The 16,286-nt window shown below is 65.4% G+C and carries 23 protein-coding genes; 9 read left to right on the forward strand and 14 right to left on the reverse strand.

The window, feature by feature from the left end; all coding sequences use genetic code 11:
* Positions 1-34 precede the first annotated feature (34 nt).
* Genes H7J86_RS00470 through H7J86_RS00480 form a run of 3 tightly spaced genes read right to left on the reverse strand, consistent with a single transcriptional unit; the run spans position 35 to position 3,001 of the window.
* Complete coding sequence (locus tag H7J86_RS00470; protein ID WP_267288685.1) at positions 35-1,432, reverse strand: MCE family protein; 1,398 nt, start codon at positions 1,430-1,432, stop codon at positions 35-37.
* A 4-nt stretch (positions 1,433-1,436) separates the two neighbouring features.
* A complete protein-coding gene (locus H7J86_RS00475) occupies positions 1,437-2,276 on the reverse strand; it encodes an ABC transporter permease (RefSeq protein ID WP_187099433.1) in 840 nt (279 codons plus the stop codon).
* Positions 2,277-2,290: 14 nt separating this feature from the next.
* Positions 2,291-3,001 (reverse strand): MlaE family ABC transporter permease, encoded by a 711-nt coding sequence (locus H7J86_RS00480; RefSeq protein WP_170847502.1) that lies wholly within the window; start codon positions 2,999-3,001, stop codon positions 2,291-2,293.
* Between the two features lie 494 nt (positions 3,002-3,495).
* On the opposite strand from H7J86_RS00480, the gene H7J86_RS00485 reads away from it, so the two are divergent.
* Together H7J86_RS00485 and H7J86_RS00490 are read left to right on the forward strand one after the other, a co-directional pair.
* The gene (locus H7J86_RS00485; protein ID WP_267288687.1) at positions 3,496-3,954 is read left to right on the forward strand and encodes a nuclear transport factor 2 family protein; all 459 of its coding nucleotides are present in this window, start codon (positions 3,496-3,498) and stop codon (positions 3,952-3,954) included.
* 40 nt (positions 3,955-3,994) lie between these two features.
* Positions 3,995-5,188, forward strand: coding sequence for an aminoglycoside phosphotransferase family protein (locus tag H7J86_RS00490; RefSeq protein ID WP_267288689.1), 1,194 nt, complete (start codon positions 3,995-3,997; stop codon positions 5,186-5,188).
* A 28-nt stretch (positions 5,189-5,216) separates the two neighbouring features.
* On the opposite strand, the gene H7J86_RS00495 is transcribed toward H7J86_RS00490, so the two are convergent.
* The 3 genes from H7J86_RS00495 to H7J86_RS00505 all read right to left on the reverse strand — a co-directional run bounded on the left by H7J86_RS00495 (position 5,217) and on the right by H7J86_RS00505 (position 8,197).
* On the reverse strand, positions 5,217-6,221 hold the full coding sequence (locus H7J86_RS00495) for a MaoC family dehydratase (RefSeq protein WP_267288691.1): 1,005 nt from the start codon (positions 6,219-6,221) through the stop codon (positions 5,217-5,219).
* 84 nt (positions 6,222-6,305) lie between these two features.
* The gene (locus H7J86_RS00500) at positions 6,306-7,502 is read right to left on the reverse strand and encodes an acyl-CoA dehydrogenase family protein (RefSeq protein ID WP_090364139.1); all 1,197 of its coding nucleotides are present in this window, start codon (positions 7,500-7,502) and stop codon (positions 6,306-6,308) included.
* Positions 7,503-7,573: 71 nt separating this feature from the next.
* Positions 7,574-8,197 (reverse strand): TetR/AcrR family transcriptional regulator, encoded by a 624-nt coding sequence (locus H7J86_RS00505; RefSeq protein WP_090364137.1) that lies wholly within the window; start codon positions 8,195-8,197, stop codon positions 7,574-7,576.
* Positions 8,198-8,400: 203 nt separating this feature from the next.
* Between H7J86_RS00505 and H7J86_RS00510 the strand changes: the two genes are divergently transcribed.
* Positions 8,401-8,985 (forward strand): calponin homology domain-containing protein, encoded by a 585-nt coding sequence (locus H7J86_RS00510; RefSeq protein WP_267288693.1) that lies wholly within the window; start codon positions 8,401-8,403, stop codon positions 8,983-8,985.
* A gap of 66 nt (positions 8,986-9,051) precedes the next feature.
* Here H7J86_RS00510 and H7J86_RS00515 read toward each other — a convergent pair whose 3' ends face one another.
* The 6 genes from H7J86_RS00515 to H7J86_RS00540 form a co-directional block, all read right to left on the reverse strand.
* Positions 9,052-9,264, reverse strand: coding sequence for a CsbD family protein (locus H7J86_RS00515; RefSeq protein WP_090364134.1), 213 nt, complete (start codon positions 9,262-9,264; stop codon positions 9,052-9,054).
* 104 nt (positions 9,265-9,368) lie between these two features.
* Entirely contained in the window at positions 9,369-9,923 is a 555-nt protein-coding gene (locus tag H7J86_RS00520; protein WP_090364132.1) for a hypothetical protein, read from the reverse strand.
* Positions 9,920-10,684: a hypothetical protein gene (locus H7J86_RS00525; RefSeq protein WP_267288695.1), complete on the reverse strand. Its 765-nt coding sequence runs from the start codon at positions 10,682-10,684 to the stop codon at positions 9,920-9,922. The genes H7J86_RS00520 and H7J86_RS00525 overlap by 4 nt, the downstream gene beginning before the upstream one ends.
* 2 nt (positions 10,685-10,686) lie before the next feature.
* A complete protein-coding gene (locus H7J86_RS00530; protein ID WP_187095973.1) occupies positions 10,687-10,869 on the reverse strand; it encodes a DUF2273 domain-containing protein in 183 nt (60 codons plus the stop codon).
* The gene (locus tag H7J86_RS00535; RefSeq protein WP_090364127.1) at positions 10,869-11,174 is read right to left on the reverse strand and encodes a hypothetical protein; all 306 of its coding nucleotides are present in this window, start codon (positions 11,172-11,174) and stop codon (positions 10,869-10,871) included. Before H7J86_RS00535 ends, H7J86_RS00530 begins: the two co-directional genes overlap by 1 nt.
* Positions 11,171-11,638: an Asp23/Gls24 family envelope stress response protein gene (locus H7J86_RS00540; protein WP_187095974.1), complete on the reverse strand. Its 468-nt coding sequence runs from the start codon at positions 11,636-11,638 to the stop codon at positions 11,171-11,173. Before H7J86_RS00540 ends, H7J86_RS00535 begins: the two co-directional genes overlap by 4 nt.
* Before the next feature lie 134 nt (positions 11,639-11,772).
* Between H7J86_RS00540 and H7J86_RS00545 the strand changes: the two genes are divergently transcribed.
* The 3 genes from H7J86_RS00545 to H7J86_RS00555 all read left to right on the forward strand — a co-directional run bounded on the left by H7J86_RS00545 (position 11,773) and on the right by H7J86_RS00555 (position 13,649).
* Entirely contained in the window at positions 11,773-12,333 is a 561-nt protein-coding gene (locus tag H7J86_RS00545; RefSeq protein ID WP_187095975.1) for an RNA polymerase sigma factor, read from the forward strand.
* Between the two features lie 89 nt (positions 12,334-12,422).
* Entirely contained in the window at positions 12,423-12,935 is a 513-nt protein-coding gene (locus H7J86_RS00550) for a hypothetical protein (RefSeq protein WP_267288697.1), read from the forward strand.
* Positions 12,936-13,127: 192 nt separating this feature from the next.
* Entirely contained in the window at positions 13,128-13,649 is a 522-nt protein-coding gene (locus H7J86_RS00555; RefSeq protein ID WP_267288699.1) for a hypothetical protein, read from the forward strand.
* 848 nt (positions 13,650-14,497) lie between these two features.
* Here H7J86_RS00555 and H7J86_RS00560 read toward each other — a convergent pair.
* Positions 14,498-14,668, reverse strand: a complete 171-nt coding sequence (locus tag H7J86_RS00560) for a hypothetical protein (protein ID WP_267288701.1) — start codon at positions 14,666-14,668, stop codon at positions 14,498-14,500.
* Between the two features lie 163 nt (positions 14,669-14,831).
* On the opposite strand from H7J86_RS00560, the gene H7J86_RS00565 reads away from it, so the two are divergent.
* The 3 genes from H7J86_RS00565 to H7J86_RS00575 are packed head-to-tail and all read left to right on the forward strand — an operon-like array spanning position 14,832 to position 15,915.
* Positions 14,832-15,329, forward strand: coding sequence for a hypothetical protein (locus tag H7J86_RS00565; protein WP_267288703.1), 498 nt, complete (start codon positions 14,832-14,834; stop codon positions 15,327-15,329).
* Positions 15,330-15,381: 52 nt separating this feature from the next.
* A complete protein-coding gene (locus H7J86_RS00570) occupies positions 15,382-15,588 on the forward strand; it encodes a site-specific integrase (protein ID WP_267288705.1) in 207 nt (68 codons plus the stop codon).
* A gap of 30 nt (positions 15,589-15,618) precedes the next feature.
* Complete coding sequence (locus H7J86_RS00575) at positions 15,619-15,915, forward strand: tyrosine-type recombinase/integrase (RefSeq protein WP_267288707.1); 297 nt, start codon at positions 15,619-15,621, stop codon at positions 15,913-15,915.
* Here H7J86_RS00575 and H7J86_RS00580 read toward each other — a convergent pair.
* Positions 15,821-16,204 carry a hypothetical protein gene (locus H7J86_RS00580; RefSeq protein ID WP_267288751.1) on the reverse strand — a complete coding sequence of 128 codons (384 nt, stop codon included), beginning with the start codon at positions 16,202-16,204 and terminating at the stop codon, positions 15,821-15,823. The genes H7J86_RS00575 and H7J86_RS00580 overlap by 95 nt on opposite strands.
* Between the last annotated feature and the right edge of the window lie 82 nt (positions 16,205-16,286).

The following is a 16,286-nucleotide window of genomic DNA, read 5'->3' on the forward strand; positions in this document are numbered from 1 at the left end:
CTGTTCGTCTGATGGGGTCGTGTCATGCCTGTGCTCATCCCGGTGGCTGCGTCGACGGATCCGGCGCCGGGCCGCCGATCCCCGGAGGGATGGGCGCCTGGGCGTCCGGCGGCGCGGGTGGCACTCCGGGGAAGAGCGGCGTCCCGCCGGGTCCGTATTGCGCAGCGCCGTAGGGCGGTTCCCATGGCGGGGTGGGACCTGGGGCCGGACCACCCTGGTAGCGGATGCTCGGAGGTTCCGGGACGGCCCGGGTCACCGGGAAGAAGTTGGCCCACCCCGGGAAACCGATTCCCGGATTGGGTCGGTTGTCCAGTCCGGTACCGAACCCGGTGTTGGTGACGAGGGTGCGTACCGGCCAGTTCTTGGCGACATCCGGCAACGATCCACAGCCCGGTTTACCGCCGGGACCGCCCTTGGCCCCGTTGATCGGGAGATTGTCGGGATATCGGTAGGGATCATCACCGAGGAGCAGCGCGGCGTCGACGATCAGTGATTTGCCGTTGGCGCCACCGGTGTAGTCCGCCTGGCCGAAATCGATCGCGTTCTTTCCGCCGAGGAACAGACAGGTCAACTCGGGGTTGTACTTGTTGAACAGGCCTGTGGTGGGGCGCAGGACGTTGATCGCGTCGACGAGGTTGTCCTTGTTCGGACCGAGAAGTTGGGTGCCGCTCTGGGAGAACCCGATGACGTTGACCAACAACGAATCCAGTTGGTGCGCCTGGGACGCCACCGTGGTGCTCGTGGTGCTGGCACCGTCGAGGATCCGGATGAGGTCCGGTGCCGCGGCCGCATAGGTGTCGTTGAAATCTCTGAACGCGCGCCAGTCCTGCCCGATGGTCTCCGACCGCGCGTTCAGGGCGGTCAGCACTTCATTGGCCGACGTCGTGGCCTCGCCCATCCGCGGACCCTGACCACGCACACCCTCGGCAACCGCCGAGAGCACCGAATTCAGCTTCGCGGGATCGATCTTCTTGATGACGCCGACGAGGTCCTGGAACACGGTGTTCACCTCGGTGCTCACGTTCTGTGATTGCAGCACCGCACCGGCCGCCAGCGCTTTACCCGACGGGTTCTCGGGGTAGATCAAGTCGACATACTTGGCCCCGAAGACCGTGGTCGACGCGATCCGCGCCACCACGTTGGAGGGCACATAGCGGACCTTGTCAGGGTCCAGCTCCAGTCGCAGGCTCACCGGATCTCGCCCCCCGGCGATCGACCCGACACGCCCCACCTGCACACCGCGCAGCTTGACTTTCGCGCCGACCTCCATCACCAGGCCGGCCCGATCGGAGGTGAGGGTGACCGGAACATACCGCCGGAACGAACCGTTGAACAGCGCCCAGGTGAGGGCGATGCATCCGACCGTGAAGACGATGAGAATCGCTGTCCACCAATCGGCGTGGATCCGAGGTTCGCCTGCTCGACGCGCCATCCGCTCAGCCCGCCAGGTTGAAGTTGCCGGACTGCCCGTAGATGGACAGCGTGACCAACAGGGTGACGAACACGGCGACGACCAGTGAGGTCCGCGTGGCCCGACCGACCGCTTCACCCACCCCGGCGGGGCCCCCGGACGCGGTGAAACCGTAGTACGTGTGGACAAGCATGATGACGACCGCGGTGACCACGGCTTGGACGAACGACCAGATCAGGTCGGTGGGAATGAGGAAGGTGCGGAAGTAGTGGTCATAGACGCCGGTGGACTGGCCGTAGATCACGGTGGTACCGATACGGGCGGCCAGGAAGGACATGATCACCGCGACGCAGTACAGCGGTATCACCACAACGACACCGGCGAGCACGCGCGTCGTGGCCAGATAGGCCAGCGAACGAACCCCCATCACCTCCAAGGCGTCGATCTCCTCGTTGATGCGCATGGCGCCGAGTTGCGCAGTCGAGCCGGCACCGATGGTGGCGGCCATCGCGATGGCCGCCGTCAGCGGCGCGATGAGTCGCACGTTGAAATACGCTGATGCGAAACCCGTCAACGCCTCCACACCGACCTGGGCGAACTGGTTGTAGCCCTGTACGGCAACCAGCGCACCCGTCGAGACGGTGAGAAAACCGACGATGACGACCGTGCCACCGATGACGGCGAGCGCGCCGGTTCCCAGACTCATCTGCGCGATCAACCTGACCAGTTCGGTCTTGTAATGCACGAACACATCCACCGCCGAGCCCAGCGTGCGTCCGTAGAACTGGGTCTGCTCCCCGACCCTGGTCCAGCTCGCATGCCATGCCCGCGACTGCCGCGACAGGCGCGGGAATTGCTGTCGGATAGTGGTTTTGACGCTCACAGGTTCACCTTGATTCCCACTGCGGTCATGAAGATGTTGATGATGAACAGCGCGAGGAACGAGAACACCACGGTCTCGTTGACCGCATTGCCGACACCGGCCGGGCCACCGCCGACGGTGGTGCCCATGTAGCAGGCGATCAAACCGGCCGTCATCCCGAACAACGTGGCCTTGATGAGGGAGACGACGACGTCTCCGACACCGGTGACCAGGGTGAGTCCGGCCACGAACGCACCAGGCGTCACGTGCTGAAAGAACACGGAGAAGGCGAATCCGCCTGCGAGGCCGACCAGAATGACCAGTGAGGACAACAGCAGCGCCACCACGGTGGCGGCGAGCACCCGTGGGACCACCAGGGCCCGGATCGGATCGATCCCCATCACGCGTTGGGCGTCCAGTTCCTCGCGGATGGTGCGTGCTCCGAGGTCCGCACACATCGCCGTGGCGCCGGCACCGGCGACGACCAGCACGGTGACGATGGGACCGATCTGGGTGACCGCGCCCAGCGCTGCGCCGGTACCCGAGAAGTCTGCTGCGCCGAATTCGGCCAACAGCACGTTGAAGGTGAACACCGTCAGCACGGTGAACGGGATCGACAGCATCAGCGTCGGCAACAGTGACACCCGCGCCACAAACCATGACTGGAGGACGAATTCACGCCACGGGAACGGCGGCCGGAAGATGGCGACAGCCGTATCCAATGCCATGGCGAAGAATCCGCCGATGGCCCGTACAGGTTTCGCCGCGGTACTGGTCTTGAACACCAAGCTCCTCACAAGTTCCCGTCTGAACTGGCGGTCACGGGTACGCCGCGCCCGCTCGACCCCGGCCGGCAGTTCGCTGAAGCAAGCACAGCGCGCATCTCCTTCGCCCTCCGGCCGTGGGTCACATCGATAGCCATCGAGTGACGCGGCTCACGGATCGAATCAAACTTAGACTAAAAACGTCAAGTCTGAACGAGGGCCGCACGCAGTCCGATTTCCACGGCCGGGTCATCCACGCAGGCTGACCCCCTTTTGACGCAATCGTCAGAGATTTAGCTGCGCAGCCCTGGCGGTATCACTGGTTAACAGCACTAAATTGATTCCCGAGCCGCCACGGCGCCATCGCCATCCACAGGGCGACGCCGGCCCCGAGCACATCCGAGCGGAAAGTCGCCAAACGACTGACACTGTTTTCGAATCAGTGATAAATTTTTTTGATGGCCAGTACCACTCCCCACCCCGCCGCGGACGATTTCGCCGAGGCCTACGGTCGGGCGTGGACCGACGATCCCGATTTGCTTTGCACGTACTTCGCCGAGCGCGGCACGTACGCGGATGTGGCAATGGGCGGAACCTATGTGGGCCGGGAGGAGATTCGGCGCTTTCACCGGTGGATGCTGAGATTCTCGCCCGATTCGCTGATCGTGTTCTCCCATCCCGCCGTGCAGGACGACCGTGCCTACTACGAGTGGACGTGGAGCGGCTCGATCAACGGCCCCCTCCTCCTCCCCAGCGGCGACCGCGTCGACGCGGTCGGCCGCCACTTCTCGGTCACCGGTATCGCCACCTGCCGGTTCGACCAGGAGGGAAAGTTGACCAGCCATCACGACTACTGGGACGTCGGGCTCCTGGTCGAGCAGGTCGGGCAGTCGCTGGTCGCGAAGCCTCGCCCCTGAGGCTCACCTCCAGCCGACACTCACGAAAGGAGGCGTCGGCATGACCGCGCGCAATGCCGTGGCGACGATCGCCATCGCTGGGCGGATCGCCACCTCGGTCGCCAGGGAGAGGTTCCTTCCTCAGCCACCACTGCTCGACCCGGCGGTGGTGCCCCCGTCGGCGGAAGCCCTCACCCCCGAGTGGCTGACCGCGGTGCTGTGCTCCCAGGTCGCCGGTGCGCGAGTCGTCGACGTCACGGTGTCGCGGGGTGACAACGGCACAAGTGCACGACGAGCACTTGTAGTGGACTACAACGACATCGGCAGACAGGCCGGCCTGCCGGCAACGCTGTTCACCAAGTCCACGGCGACCATCGGCTCACGCATACTGCTCGGGGTGACGGGCATCGCCGAAGGCGAATCGGTCTTCTACAACAACGTCCGCCCCGGGCTCACGTTGCGCAGTCCGCGCGCGTACTACTCGGGATACGATCCGAAGTCGCACCGCTCGTTGGTGATCCTTGAGGATCTCAACGAACGCGGGTGGACGTTCCCGGACCCGATGGCCAACGTCCTCCAGCGCAGCGATGCGGAGGATATGGTGTCCGAACTGGCGGTCTACCACGGCGCGTTCTGGGACAGCCCCCGCTTCGGCGGCGACCTGTCCCGGCTACGCCCGGCATATGACTGGCAGGAGAATCTGAACCGGAAGGTGGGATTCGAGAAGCGAACGCTGACCGGCTTGGACCGCGCCAAAGATGTGGTCGACGGCGAACTCTACGGCCGGCGCGAGAAGCTGTATCCCGCGTTCATGAGGTCACTACTGCTGCATCGCAGCACCGCGTCAACACTGTTGCACCAGGACCTTCACCTGGGGAACTGGTTGCGCGACGAGAACGGCCGGATGGGGCTCTACGACTGGCAGTGTGTGGCGAAAGGCAACTGGGCGTTGGACTATTCGTATGCCCTGGGCGCCACGCTACCCACCGAAGACCGCCGAAACTGGCAGGAAGATCTCCTCCGGCTGTACTTGGCGCGCCTCAAAGAGGCCGGCGTAGCCACCCCGCCGACCTTCGACGAAGCGTGGCTGGCCTACCGCCAACAGCCGATGCATGCACTCGCTTTCGGTCTGTTCACCCTCGGGGGCAGTCGTTTAGAGCCGGAGCTGCAGCCCAGGGACTACACCTTGGCGTCGATCGAACGCCTCGCCCGGCACGTCTGCGATCTCGGCTCGATCGACGCGCTGACCGGCTGAGCGAGCGCCCGATTGCGCGAAGGACCGGTCAGAACATCAATACGGTGAAGCGCCAGTCGAGCACCTGACGATCGGCTTCCCCCTCGGCACCGACGGCATAGACCTGCGACCGGAGATTCAGTCGTCCCCCACGGCCGTCCGACAGCGGGACGGCGTCCTCGACGTGGAGGTCACTGTACAAAGTGTCCCCTTCATGGACCGGCCCGGTGTGATCGCAGGACGCCCAACTCAAGATGCTCGCCACATTGGGCAGCAGTCGCGTCGCCTGCGCCATCGCGATTCCGATGGTGTGGCCGCCGTATACCAGCCGCTGACCACCACTTCGCCAGTCATGGTGAGTGGCAGCAATGTTCAGACTCAACCTGGCCAGTTCCGGCGCACTGCTCACCACGTCACCGGTGCTGCGCATCCGCACGCCCGCCAGGTCGACGGTGAAGTGCGGCCCGGGAACTCGTGATCGGAACGCCTCTGCGTCCCAGTCGCGTGCCGGGTCTGTGACCACCTCATCCACGCCGATCGACGACAAGTCGTCGGCCCGGCCCGTCTCGACGACACCCGGCGACAGGGGCAGCATCGCGCACCGGTGGAAATCGAGCACGAGGCGGTCGCGCTGGTCGACTGTCGTCATCCGCAGCGCCACCAGGCCGGTCGGCGCGCGCCCCTCCCGTACCGAGTTCTGCTTCATCCCGACGACTTCGGTGCGGGTGAACAGCGAATCCCCCAGCTCGACAAAGCGATGAAATGCCAGACCACGATAGAAGAGGTTGGCTTTCACGCGCTGGGTCGCCAACGTACTCTGTCCGATCGCGATATCGGTGACCAGGCACGGATGCGCAAGCGGCCGTGCACTTCCCGTCACCGCGGCGGACAGCGTCGCATCGAGCGACAGCCGCATCCGGTCACCCAGGACAGCCTGGTGCAGCGCGGCCGCCCCTTCGGTCAGCGTCATCCGCGGGGCACTGTCGAAAACCTGTCCCACCCGTAGATCATCGAAGAACGGCCCACCCGACACCTGGGCTTGTACATTGTTCATCGGCTACCTTCTCTCCGGCCGCGGCACAAAATTTTAATATAGATTAATGCGCCGCGCGAGAGAGGGGGTGCCCCCACCGCCGAGCTATCCGGTCACATCGCGACCGATGAGACGTCGTGCGATGATCCACTGCTGCAGTTCGTTGGCACCTTCGAAGATCTCCAGGATCTTGGCGTCGCGATACATCTCCTCCAGCCGCACGGATTCACCCGTCTCCCCGACCTGGCGAGCGAAGCCCAGCGCCCCGTAGATCTGGATCGCCTCGCGGACAAGATCATTGGCCAGCCTGGTGCCGTAAGCCTTGGCCATCGCCGCCTCCGGTTCGGCGGTGCGGTCACCGCGATCCACCAGAGTGGCCGCCTTCTGATAGAGCGTGCGTGCACACTCGATCTCGGTGGCGCGTTGCGCCATGACGAACTGCCAATGTTGCATCGCCCCCAGCGGGGCGCCGAACACCTCTCGCGTTCGCAACCGCTCGACCGCCAGATCCAGCGCCGCCTGCGCGACACCGACTCCGGCGGCGCCGATGCCGATGCGCCCGCGCACGAGTGCCGAGAGCGCCACATTCATCCCGCCACCGTGCGCACCCAGCAGGTTCTCCCGGGGGACCAGCACGTCGGTGAACTCGATATCCGCGGTGATCTGTCCGCGATGACCCATTTTCAGATCGGGAGTTCCGACCCGTACACCCGGCGACGTGAGGTCGACCAGGAGCATGGTTGCCCGGTCACCGTGGGCACCGGCGCGTACCAGCACCGATACCCAGCCGGCCGCCACGCTGTTGGTGATCCAGCGCTTTCGGCCGTTCACCACGAACCCGTCCGCCGTTTCTTCGGCGACCGTCTGCAGCCGCACTGCGGTGAGGTCGGAACTGGTGTCCGGCTCCGTGGTGGCGAAGGCGAAGGCCACCCGGCCGCTCACCAGCTCCGGAATGAGACGGGCCCGCAGTTCATCCGTGGCGAAGGTCAGGGTCTGCGGAACCAGAATGCACTGCCCGTCGTACACACCGGCCAGCGAGGACGAGTGGTAGGCGATCTCCTCGGCGACCGTGCAGGTGCCGAGCATCGGATGGTTCAAGCCCCGGCCGAACTCGGCCCCGAACGGGACCGCGAACATGCCCTCGTCGGCAAGGCCGCGGAACGCCACCCACGGGAAGCTGTCTGCGGATTCCTCGCGCTGCCCGATCTCGCGCGCGTAAGGGGCGACGCTGCGTTGCACCGCGTCCCGCGCCTCGGCGCGCAACGCGATGATCTCGTCGGGCAACCAGAGATCGTGGGTCATCCGGTCCTGAGTACGGGGAGGTGAAACGGTCACGAGGTCACATTAGCAGTCAGGCTTGACTGTTAATAGAGTCAGGCCAGCGCCGCTCTGGCCAGCTTCTGCCACAGTGCGAGATGCACATCCGCATCGGCGTCGCGGTCGTCGATCGCATACGTGAGCGCCACCCCACGCATGCTGGTGAACAGCAGCTCGCGGAGGTCGGCGAACCCCGCATGACTGCTGTGCACCGGACCGAACATCGTCGCGATGACGTGCTCGATCGCGCGCCCCAGTCGCCGCTCGGATGCGGCCAGCTCCGCCCGCAGTGCGGGGTCCGTGCGCGCAGCCAGCCAGAGTTCCATCGCCGCCCAGAAATAGGGTTGCTGAAATGTCCGCCACAACAACACCACTGCGTAGTCGATCCGCTGCGGACTCGCGACCGAGTGCTCGGGCGCGGCGTCGAACCACTGTTCCATCTCCGAGATGCGCTCGACGGCCAGATGCTGCGCGGCGGCAACCAGTAGCTCCTCCCGCGACGGGAAATAATGCAACAGCCGTCCCCGCGAGACACCCGCAAGCCGCTGGATCACCACGGTCGTCGCTCCGCCGTATCCGTACTCGACCAAGGCCCGCACTGCCGCATCGAGGATGACGGCCCGGCTGTCGGCACGCCGCACGACATGAGGCCTGCGTTCCGCCCGAGGCACGACATCCATGGCAGCAGCCTACTCATTGCGGTCATACTTGACTGTGACATGCCGATAGCCGGCCGACGGGTTGCTGCCCGCTCCCCACCGAGGGCCGAGTTCGCCACGCCGGGCGTCTGACCTGGCGTTCCAGCGAGAGCGCGGTAAAGGGTCAGTAGCTCGGCTACACTTTGACTGAATCGTTAGCTGGATCAGATATTGAGGGGCACGTCGTGCAGAAGTCGAAGCGCCGCTACGCTGCGGCGACGCTGGCCGCCTTCACCCCGTTGGCCGCTGTTTCCGTGATCACTGCCGCCCCGAGTTCTGCCGCGTGCGGTGAGGGCAAGATCGACTTCAACGGCAACTGCGTTGCCGAGACCTGCAACAAGGGTTCCGTCCGCACCGACAGCGGCCTCTGCAGCAGCGCACTCTCCGAGGCGCTGCGCAAGGCGCAGCCGCCCGCCATCTCGAAGGTGACGCCCGAGCAGTGGGCCAACTCCTACGCCACCCTGGACTCGGTACGTCGGTTGCCGGGAACGCTCAACGACGTCAACAGCGTGGTCAACCTGGCGATCGACATCCCCACCAGCATCACGGGCGGTGTGAGCGATATCGGCAGCACGTTCTACCTCCTGAGCCAGATCGGCGGCGGTGGAAGCAGCTTCTTCTCGAAGAGCGCGCTCTCGACGGCCGCCAACGTGGCCCAGGCGGTCCCGTCGGTGGGCGTGCCCAAGGTTGGTGTTCCGAAGCTCAGCATGCCCAAGCTCTTCCAGAACTGCCTGCCCGTCAAGCTCGTGTTCTTCCGCCCCTGCATCTAGATAGACCAGACGAAGACGGGCGGTGCCGGGATCGCGTCCCGGCACCGCCCGTCTTCTGTCAGGTGATCAGGAATTGCCGGTCAGCTTGTCCTTGACCGCCTCGACGCCGTCCTTGACCTTGTCCGCCACATCGGCGATGTGGTCCTTCACCGCTGCGACGGCCTGGTCGACCTGACCTTCGGCCTGAAGATCGGAATTGTCGGTGGCCGAACCGACCGCTTCCTTGGCCTGTCCCTTGAGGTCCTGGGCCTTGTTCTTCGCGCTGTCGGCGATTCCCATGTCGGGTGTTTCCTTTCGTTGTGGGTAGCGCATCAAAGATGTTCTGCCCGTTGTTATTTCGACCCGACGCAGACCCCTCGTACCATCTGCGCCGGACGTTTGTGTCAGGTCAGCGCGGGCCGCACCTTATCCGCGGATACCCGTTTGACCAGGAGTTGAAACTCCACATCGTCACCAGCGGCGCGGCGCACCTCCGCCCCGCACCTGCGCGCCAGACGACAGATCTGCGCGCTGGACGTCAGCGCTGCGACGCCGACGGTGATCCGCACGACGGACTTGCCCCCTGCGGTGCGGGTGGCCGCCTTGGCCGATTGCACGGCCGGGTGCCGGCCCAGGTCCGCGGCGGCCGCGTCGGCGAGCCGGTCCAGGTCGACCGACCCGATCCCGGTGGTGACGGCTCGAACCGCCCGGGGCCGGAAGTGCAGCAACACCCACCAGGCACCGACGAGAACCGCGACCACACCGACCGCCGCCGAGACGGTGGTCCACCACGGCCACTCGGGGAGCCGGCCGATGAAGTCCGCGTCGATCCTGGCCGCCGCGTCCCGCGCAAGGCGGTTGCCGGCGCCGTAGCCGATGGTCCACGCGGCCCCGCCGAGCAGCAGCACCGCCACGACGCCGGTCAGCAGCCTGTCGAGGATCCGCACAGCCGGTGTCATGAGTCTTCTCCCGTCAAACCCGTTGTCGTCGAGGCCGAATCGTCGACCTGCCAGTCGTTGACGAGCCCCCGGGGAACCCACACCCCGTCCCCCACCGGGACATGCGTGCGGCGACGTGGTTTCACCGCGGCCACCAGTAGCACCAGGCCCGCGAGCGCAGCGACGACCGCCGCCGGCCATAGCCACCACTGCCAATGGACATCGCCCAGCCAGCACAGTGCCGTGCCGATCCACTCGGTATCGGAGGTCACCGCATCGCGGATCGCCACCGCGCCGACCGCCGTCAGAGCGAGGGCAATCAGTACCCCGGTGACGGTGGAGGCCGCGATACTGCGCGGAGCCAGACGGCGGGAAGCGTTTCCCGGCACCGCAGGCATATCGTCCGGCGCGGCGTAGGCGTCAGCCACTTGCGCCGGGCTGCGGTCGGCTTCCAGACGAGTGATCCGCACGTCGATGCCGGCCGGGTGCTCACCGAGTGCGGTGGCCAGCTCGGCCCCGACCGCGGCGCGCACCCCCTCGATGACCTCGCCGCTGACGACCGGCCACCCGGCGGCGATCTCGATGTTCACCCGGGGCTCATGTCGTTGTCCGCCGATGACGACGGCCGGCAGGGTCCGGCCGGGAACGATGGTGCGGCGCGGCACCACGCCCGGCACGGACAGCACCGCCCGTTCGACCAGACGCTGGCGCACCCGGTCGTTGATCATCGTGCGACCACGGCCGGTCCTCACCGGTGCCGGCACGACCGCTGGTGTTGCCACGGTCAGCTCCTGGGCCGGCGGCCGAGCGCGGTCAGGTCGATGGTTCCGTCCAGGTGAGCGCCGATCGCCGCCCCCGCGCCGCCCAGTACGAGCGCCAGCAGAATCCCGACCAGGCCGCCGCCGATCGCGGCGAGGGCCAGCAGCAGGCCCGCAAAAAGGCCTGGCAGCAGATACTTTCCGTTCATCATTGCCTCCTACTGAATCTCGACACGGGTGCGGCGACGTCGCCGACCACCACATCGACGGGTACGCCGGCGGCGGCGCTGGCCGCTGCTCTGACCTTCTCGGCCGTGGCGAGCAGCGGGCCGCGCAGCTCCAGGACCACGTGGACCTTGCCGTTCTGATGCCCCAGGCGCACCCCGGCCACAGTCCGTCCGGGCAGATGGGTTGCGGGTACGCCGGGGCCGGAATGCAGGCCGACCACGCCGTCCACGGCGGTCACCGCCGCGACGACCCGGTCGACCCGCTCCGCGGCGCTCGCCTCGGTCACTGGACGCGGGGTTGGCTGTCGCCGGCCGATTCGGCGCGGTCGTCCTCGTCGGCGAAGTGGACGTCATGGACGGTGATGTTGACCTCGGTCACCTCCAGGCCCGTCATGTTCTCCACCGCCGAGATGACATTGCTGCGGATCCCGTCGGCGAGGTCGTGGATGGCGACGCCGTACTCGGCGACGATGCCGATGTCCACGGCGGTTTGCCGCTCACCCACCTCGACGCTGACGCCCTGGGTCAGATCGCGCGCACCCGGGAGCGTCTCACGCAGCTTCCCGACCACTCGAGCGGCCTGACCGCCGAGGTCGTACACCCCGTCCACCTCGCGGGTGGCGATTCCGGCAATCTTGGACACCACGACATCGGCGATGGTGGTGACGCCGTGATCGGTCGCCAGCGTCTCCAACTCCTTACCCGCCTGAGCAACTGGACGGGTCTCGCGTGCCTGCGTCGGTGCGGTCATCGATGTCTCCTTCGTTGTTGGCAAACTCGGCCGTGTGTCCGGCACAATCGTTTAGTCGCGCACCGGCACGCCGCGCGCACGCACAAGAGACGTAGAACACACTTTGTTTCGAACGTGGCGGGAGGGACGGCGGCGTGCAGGTCGACGATGTGCTGAGTTCGCTGCCGGACGAAACCCTGGCCCGCCGCGCCCAACGTGGCGACGCGGCGGCCTTCGACGCGCTGGTCGTGCGGCATGCGCCGGCATTGCATCGTTTCGTCACCCACACCTACAGCGAATCCGGCGATTGCGACGACATCGTCCAGGAAACCTTCATCGCCGCGTGGAAGGCGTTGCCTACGTTCAGCTTCCGGTCACAGTTCCGCACCTGGCTGTACGCGCTGGCATCCCGGAAGACTGTGGACGCGCTCCGGCGCCGCCGCCCGCAGAACGATCTGGATTCGGTGGCCGAGGCCGCAGATCTGCGGCCGGGACCCGGACAGCAAGCCGAACACAGCGCGTTCATGGCGGCGCTGCACCGCGAGCTGGCGCGATTGCCGTATCCGGCCCGCGCAGCATGGTGGCTGCGCGAGGTCTACGACCTGCCCCTGGCCGAGATCGCCACGGTGCTGCACACCACCGAGGGCTCGGTGCGGGGTCTGTTGCAGCGCACCCGAAAACGCCTGGCTGTCGCGCTGGAAGGGTTCAAGCCATGAGGCCATCACATGACGCGGCGGTATCCGGCCGGCTGTACAGCCGCGGCCACGTGCGTAACACTGGAGAACGACGCCACCCTGGAGAAGTGATGAGCACGGCAGCCGAGGACGACTACGAATCCACCGCGCTAGCGACGGCCTGGATCGCCGATGCCACGCGCCAATTCGCCGGTCTCAGCGCGACGGACCCCGTCGAGGACGATCGATGGTCGCAGACCGGTACCGCCCTGAGCCAGCTGCGCGCCGGTATCGCACAACGGATTTCGGTTCTCCCGCGACAGGGCAAGCAGGTCCGGACCTCGCAGCCGGGTATCACCGTCAGCCATTTCGCGCTTGCCAAACTGCTCACCTGGGCGCTGGCCGAACCCGCGGCCGCTGTCACGGCGGCCATCGCCGATGTCGAGGTGCACGTGGAGGGGCAGCAGTTGGCGGCGGTCCACATCCACCTGATCGGCATCGGCACCGAGGAACGAGACCGAACCTATCTGCAAGACGGTGATGCCCTGCGGCGGGAAGCAGCCCGCGTGTTACGCGCCGCCCTCGGCGAAGACTCCGCCGAGATCACCGCCAGCTGGGATGACGTGGTGGTGGAACGCCGCTAGCGGCGATGCTGGAGCGAGTGACGGGATTCGAACCCGTGTAAACGGCTTTGCAGGCCGCCCGGTACGCGGCCGGCGAAATCGAATCAACTGGTAGCTGGGCCGTCCACGGCGGGAGGGTGTGGAGGCGTACCCCGCCCGTACCTCCAGACCGGCACAGGCCCTGCGTCGGCGGACGTCTCTACGATCACAGCCATGACCGAATCGTCGCCGCTCGAAACAGCCGGCCCACCTGTCGACTGGACATGGTTGGCCCAGCCAATTGCTACGGTGCTGGCTGCATGCATCGCGATAAGTGCAGCGTGGCTCGCCTACAACGGCGTGAAGAGGTCCATAGCAAACGCGCGCGAGGAGCGCGATCACACGCGTGTGGAAAGCCGCCGCGCCGAGAAGGTGGCTCTACTTACGGAGGCCTTGTCTGCCTCTCACCTTCTCTTTGCAGAGTGCAAACAGATCGCGAACCGAACTGGCGAAGACCGGCTCGATATCGAACGCTGGCGCGAACTCACTGACGCAAACACGCTCGTACTGATGCGCGCACTTTTGTTTGGCTATGACGGTCCCGTCAAGTGCGCAATCACGCTGAGCACTGAAGCATCGGAAATCTACAAGAAGGCGCGCGAAGATCCCGAGTCCGAACTGTCAATGGACGAGATTTCCAAGGCATACGGGCAACTACTCACGTCGTTGCAGGCAGAGTTTCGTGCTCTTAAGTAAGTAGCGATCGCAGGCACATGCCCAACCCCCATCGTCCAACTGGAGCAGCCCCGGTTCAGAAGAACCGGGGCTGCCCGTTACTCAGTGCGGGTGAATCACCCGCACTGCTTAGCGCGGCTTCTTCACCGTGATCTTCGTAGTGAAGCCAGGCATCTTGACAGTCTTCGACTGCCCCGGCTTCACGATCACTGTCTTGCGGACAGTAGCCACAGGAACCACCTCCTTCCGCGCCGGAACGCGTTAAACCGGATGATCGACACGCGCCTGGTGCGCGCCGACCAAGGAGGGGTACGGTTGCCTCGCGCCTTCCCCGTCAAGTTGTGCGCAACAACAGCCCCACACCGGTCGCCCCGGGTGGGGCTGTTTCACTCTCGGCGTGATTGACACTACACCTGGGTACCGACAAGACATGGGACACAACATGTTGTGTTCCAGCGTGTCGCGGCGGCTAAATGCAAAATGCCTGGTAACCGCACCAATACAGGCGGTCTTCGCCATTGGCAGATCGGCGTGTCGAGCTGGTGTGTCGGGGATATGTAGTGGGAACATACGTTCGTCAATCAGCCCCGGAGACGCACAACGTTGCTGCCCTGGACCGGTGAGAAACCCATCGCTGCCGAGGGCATCCATCGTGTCGGAATGGTCGCTCTCGAATAGGTGCGCGTAGATACCCAGCGTTGTGGTGACCTTCGAGTGTCCGACGAAGCGGAAGATCTCCATCGCCGAGATTCCCAGGGCACCGTGAGGCTGACATACGAGTGACGGAGTGAGTGGAAGACCGTCTCTGGGTCCAGCCTCGCCGTCGGTGTGAGCCTGTTTGCCCGAAGAATCGCCGGTCGATAGACGGCCTAGTAGAACGTCATGTGTCTCAACACAATCGCCCAGTCCAGCACCGGCCGCGCCTTGACGTCGTGAACGCTCAACTTTGCGAGGGCGGTGGCGTGGCAGTCGGCAATGAATTGCCAGGACCCGGGTTCAATTCCCTGCAGCTCCACCAATATCACCAGTTCAGCATCCACATTTTATGGGGGCTGACCTCTTCAACAGGATTTTTCAACATATGGTGTCGGTACGGCATCCACTCGCCCTGACAAACTCAAGGACGGCACCCCCGCCACCCGCGTCCTGTTCCGAGCGAACGGCAAGCAACGGTCGAAGACGTTCGGCGATCACGCGGTCGCATTGCGGTTCAAGGACCTGGTCGAACAGATCGGCCGCGAGCGCGCCGAGGAGATCGCCCAGATCGAGTCGAAGAAGCGCAAGTCGCTCACGGTGTCGGACTGGGTGAACCACCTACATCGACCACCACACCGGCGTCGACCAGAGGACAGTCCAGGAGTAACGCGGGTACTTCCGCACCACGATCAAGCCTGTCATCGGCGCGCTGCCACTGGCTGGCTGTCACGGGAAGAAGTGTCGCGGTGGGTCCTGCAGATGCGTGCGGCCGGGGCGAAGCAGACGACGATCGCCAACAAGCATGCCCTGCCGTCCGCCGCCCTCACTTCGGCGGTGACCGCCGGCCACATTCCCGCCAATCCGGCTGCAGGAACCAAGATCCCACGGGATGTCCGGCGGGAGATGGTTTGCCTTGGGGACGAGCAGTTCGCCGCATTGCTCGCTGCGGTGACGGAACCTCACCGGCCGCTCGTGGAGTTTCTCGTGGCGTCCGGCTGTCCGTAGTCAGGAAGCGACCGCGCTGACCCCCGCAGGCGTTGACCGCGTCCGCGGCACGGTGCGCATCACCAGGGTGTGGAAGCGGGGCGGCAGCTACCGCATCGCGCCGACCAAGACCGTCCGGTCGGTGCGCACCATCGACGTCCCGAAGTCAGTGCTGGACAAGCTGGACTGCACCGGCGACTGGCTGTTCACCAACCCCGCCCGCGGCCGGCGCGCTGAGGGAGGCCCAGTGCGAGCGCCGAACTTCCGCGTCAACGCGTAGAACCCCGCCGTCACCCGAGCCGAGTTACCGGTGAAGCCCCGCGTCCACGATCTGCGGCACACCGCGGCATCATGGTGGATTCAGGCTGGCATTCCGCTGCCCGTGATCCAGCGACAGCGCGGCCACGAATCGATCATTACGACGGTCAACACCTACGGGGCATCGACCGGCGGTCAGCCCAGGCCGCCGCTAACGTCATCGCGAGAATTTTGGATCCCCGCAAGATGGCTCCTTAAGGCTCTTCGAAAACCCAGTCGGCGACTGCTTGGTATCTCTCCGACGGCGGCTCATGCGGGAAGGCGACAGTCAGATATGAGCGCTGCTTGAACCCGGGCACTGGATTCTCGCCCTCTCCGTTCCAAGCCAGTAGCAACCTCGCGAGGTCGCGGAAGTCCTTGGCGAATGGAGAGACGACAGCCCACATGGCAACTGCGGCAGCTTTATCCGGGAATGCAAGGGAGCTGCGGTGTTTGGAGCAATCGTCGAATGACCGAGTTAGGGCAATCTGGTATTCGACCATCACTCCGACATGCGAAGGAAAGTGGATGTTGGTCAAATCAATTGCCTTGTCCAGGGCCGCATGCCCAGGCCAGGGTTCATCCGAACCCGACGCCATGCTGGCAGTGTGAGCGTAGAAGGAGTTCTCCGCAGCCAGCAGTGCGTGGGCTACGCTCGCCCCGCCGCTGCTTCTTCCGATT

Source organism: Mycobacterium hackensackense (genome assembly GCF_025822555.1).
GTDB lineage: Bacteria > Actinomycetota > Actinomycetes > Mycobacteriales > Mycobacteriaceae > Mycobacterium > Mycobacterium fluoranthenivorans.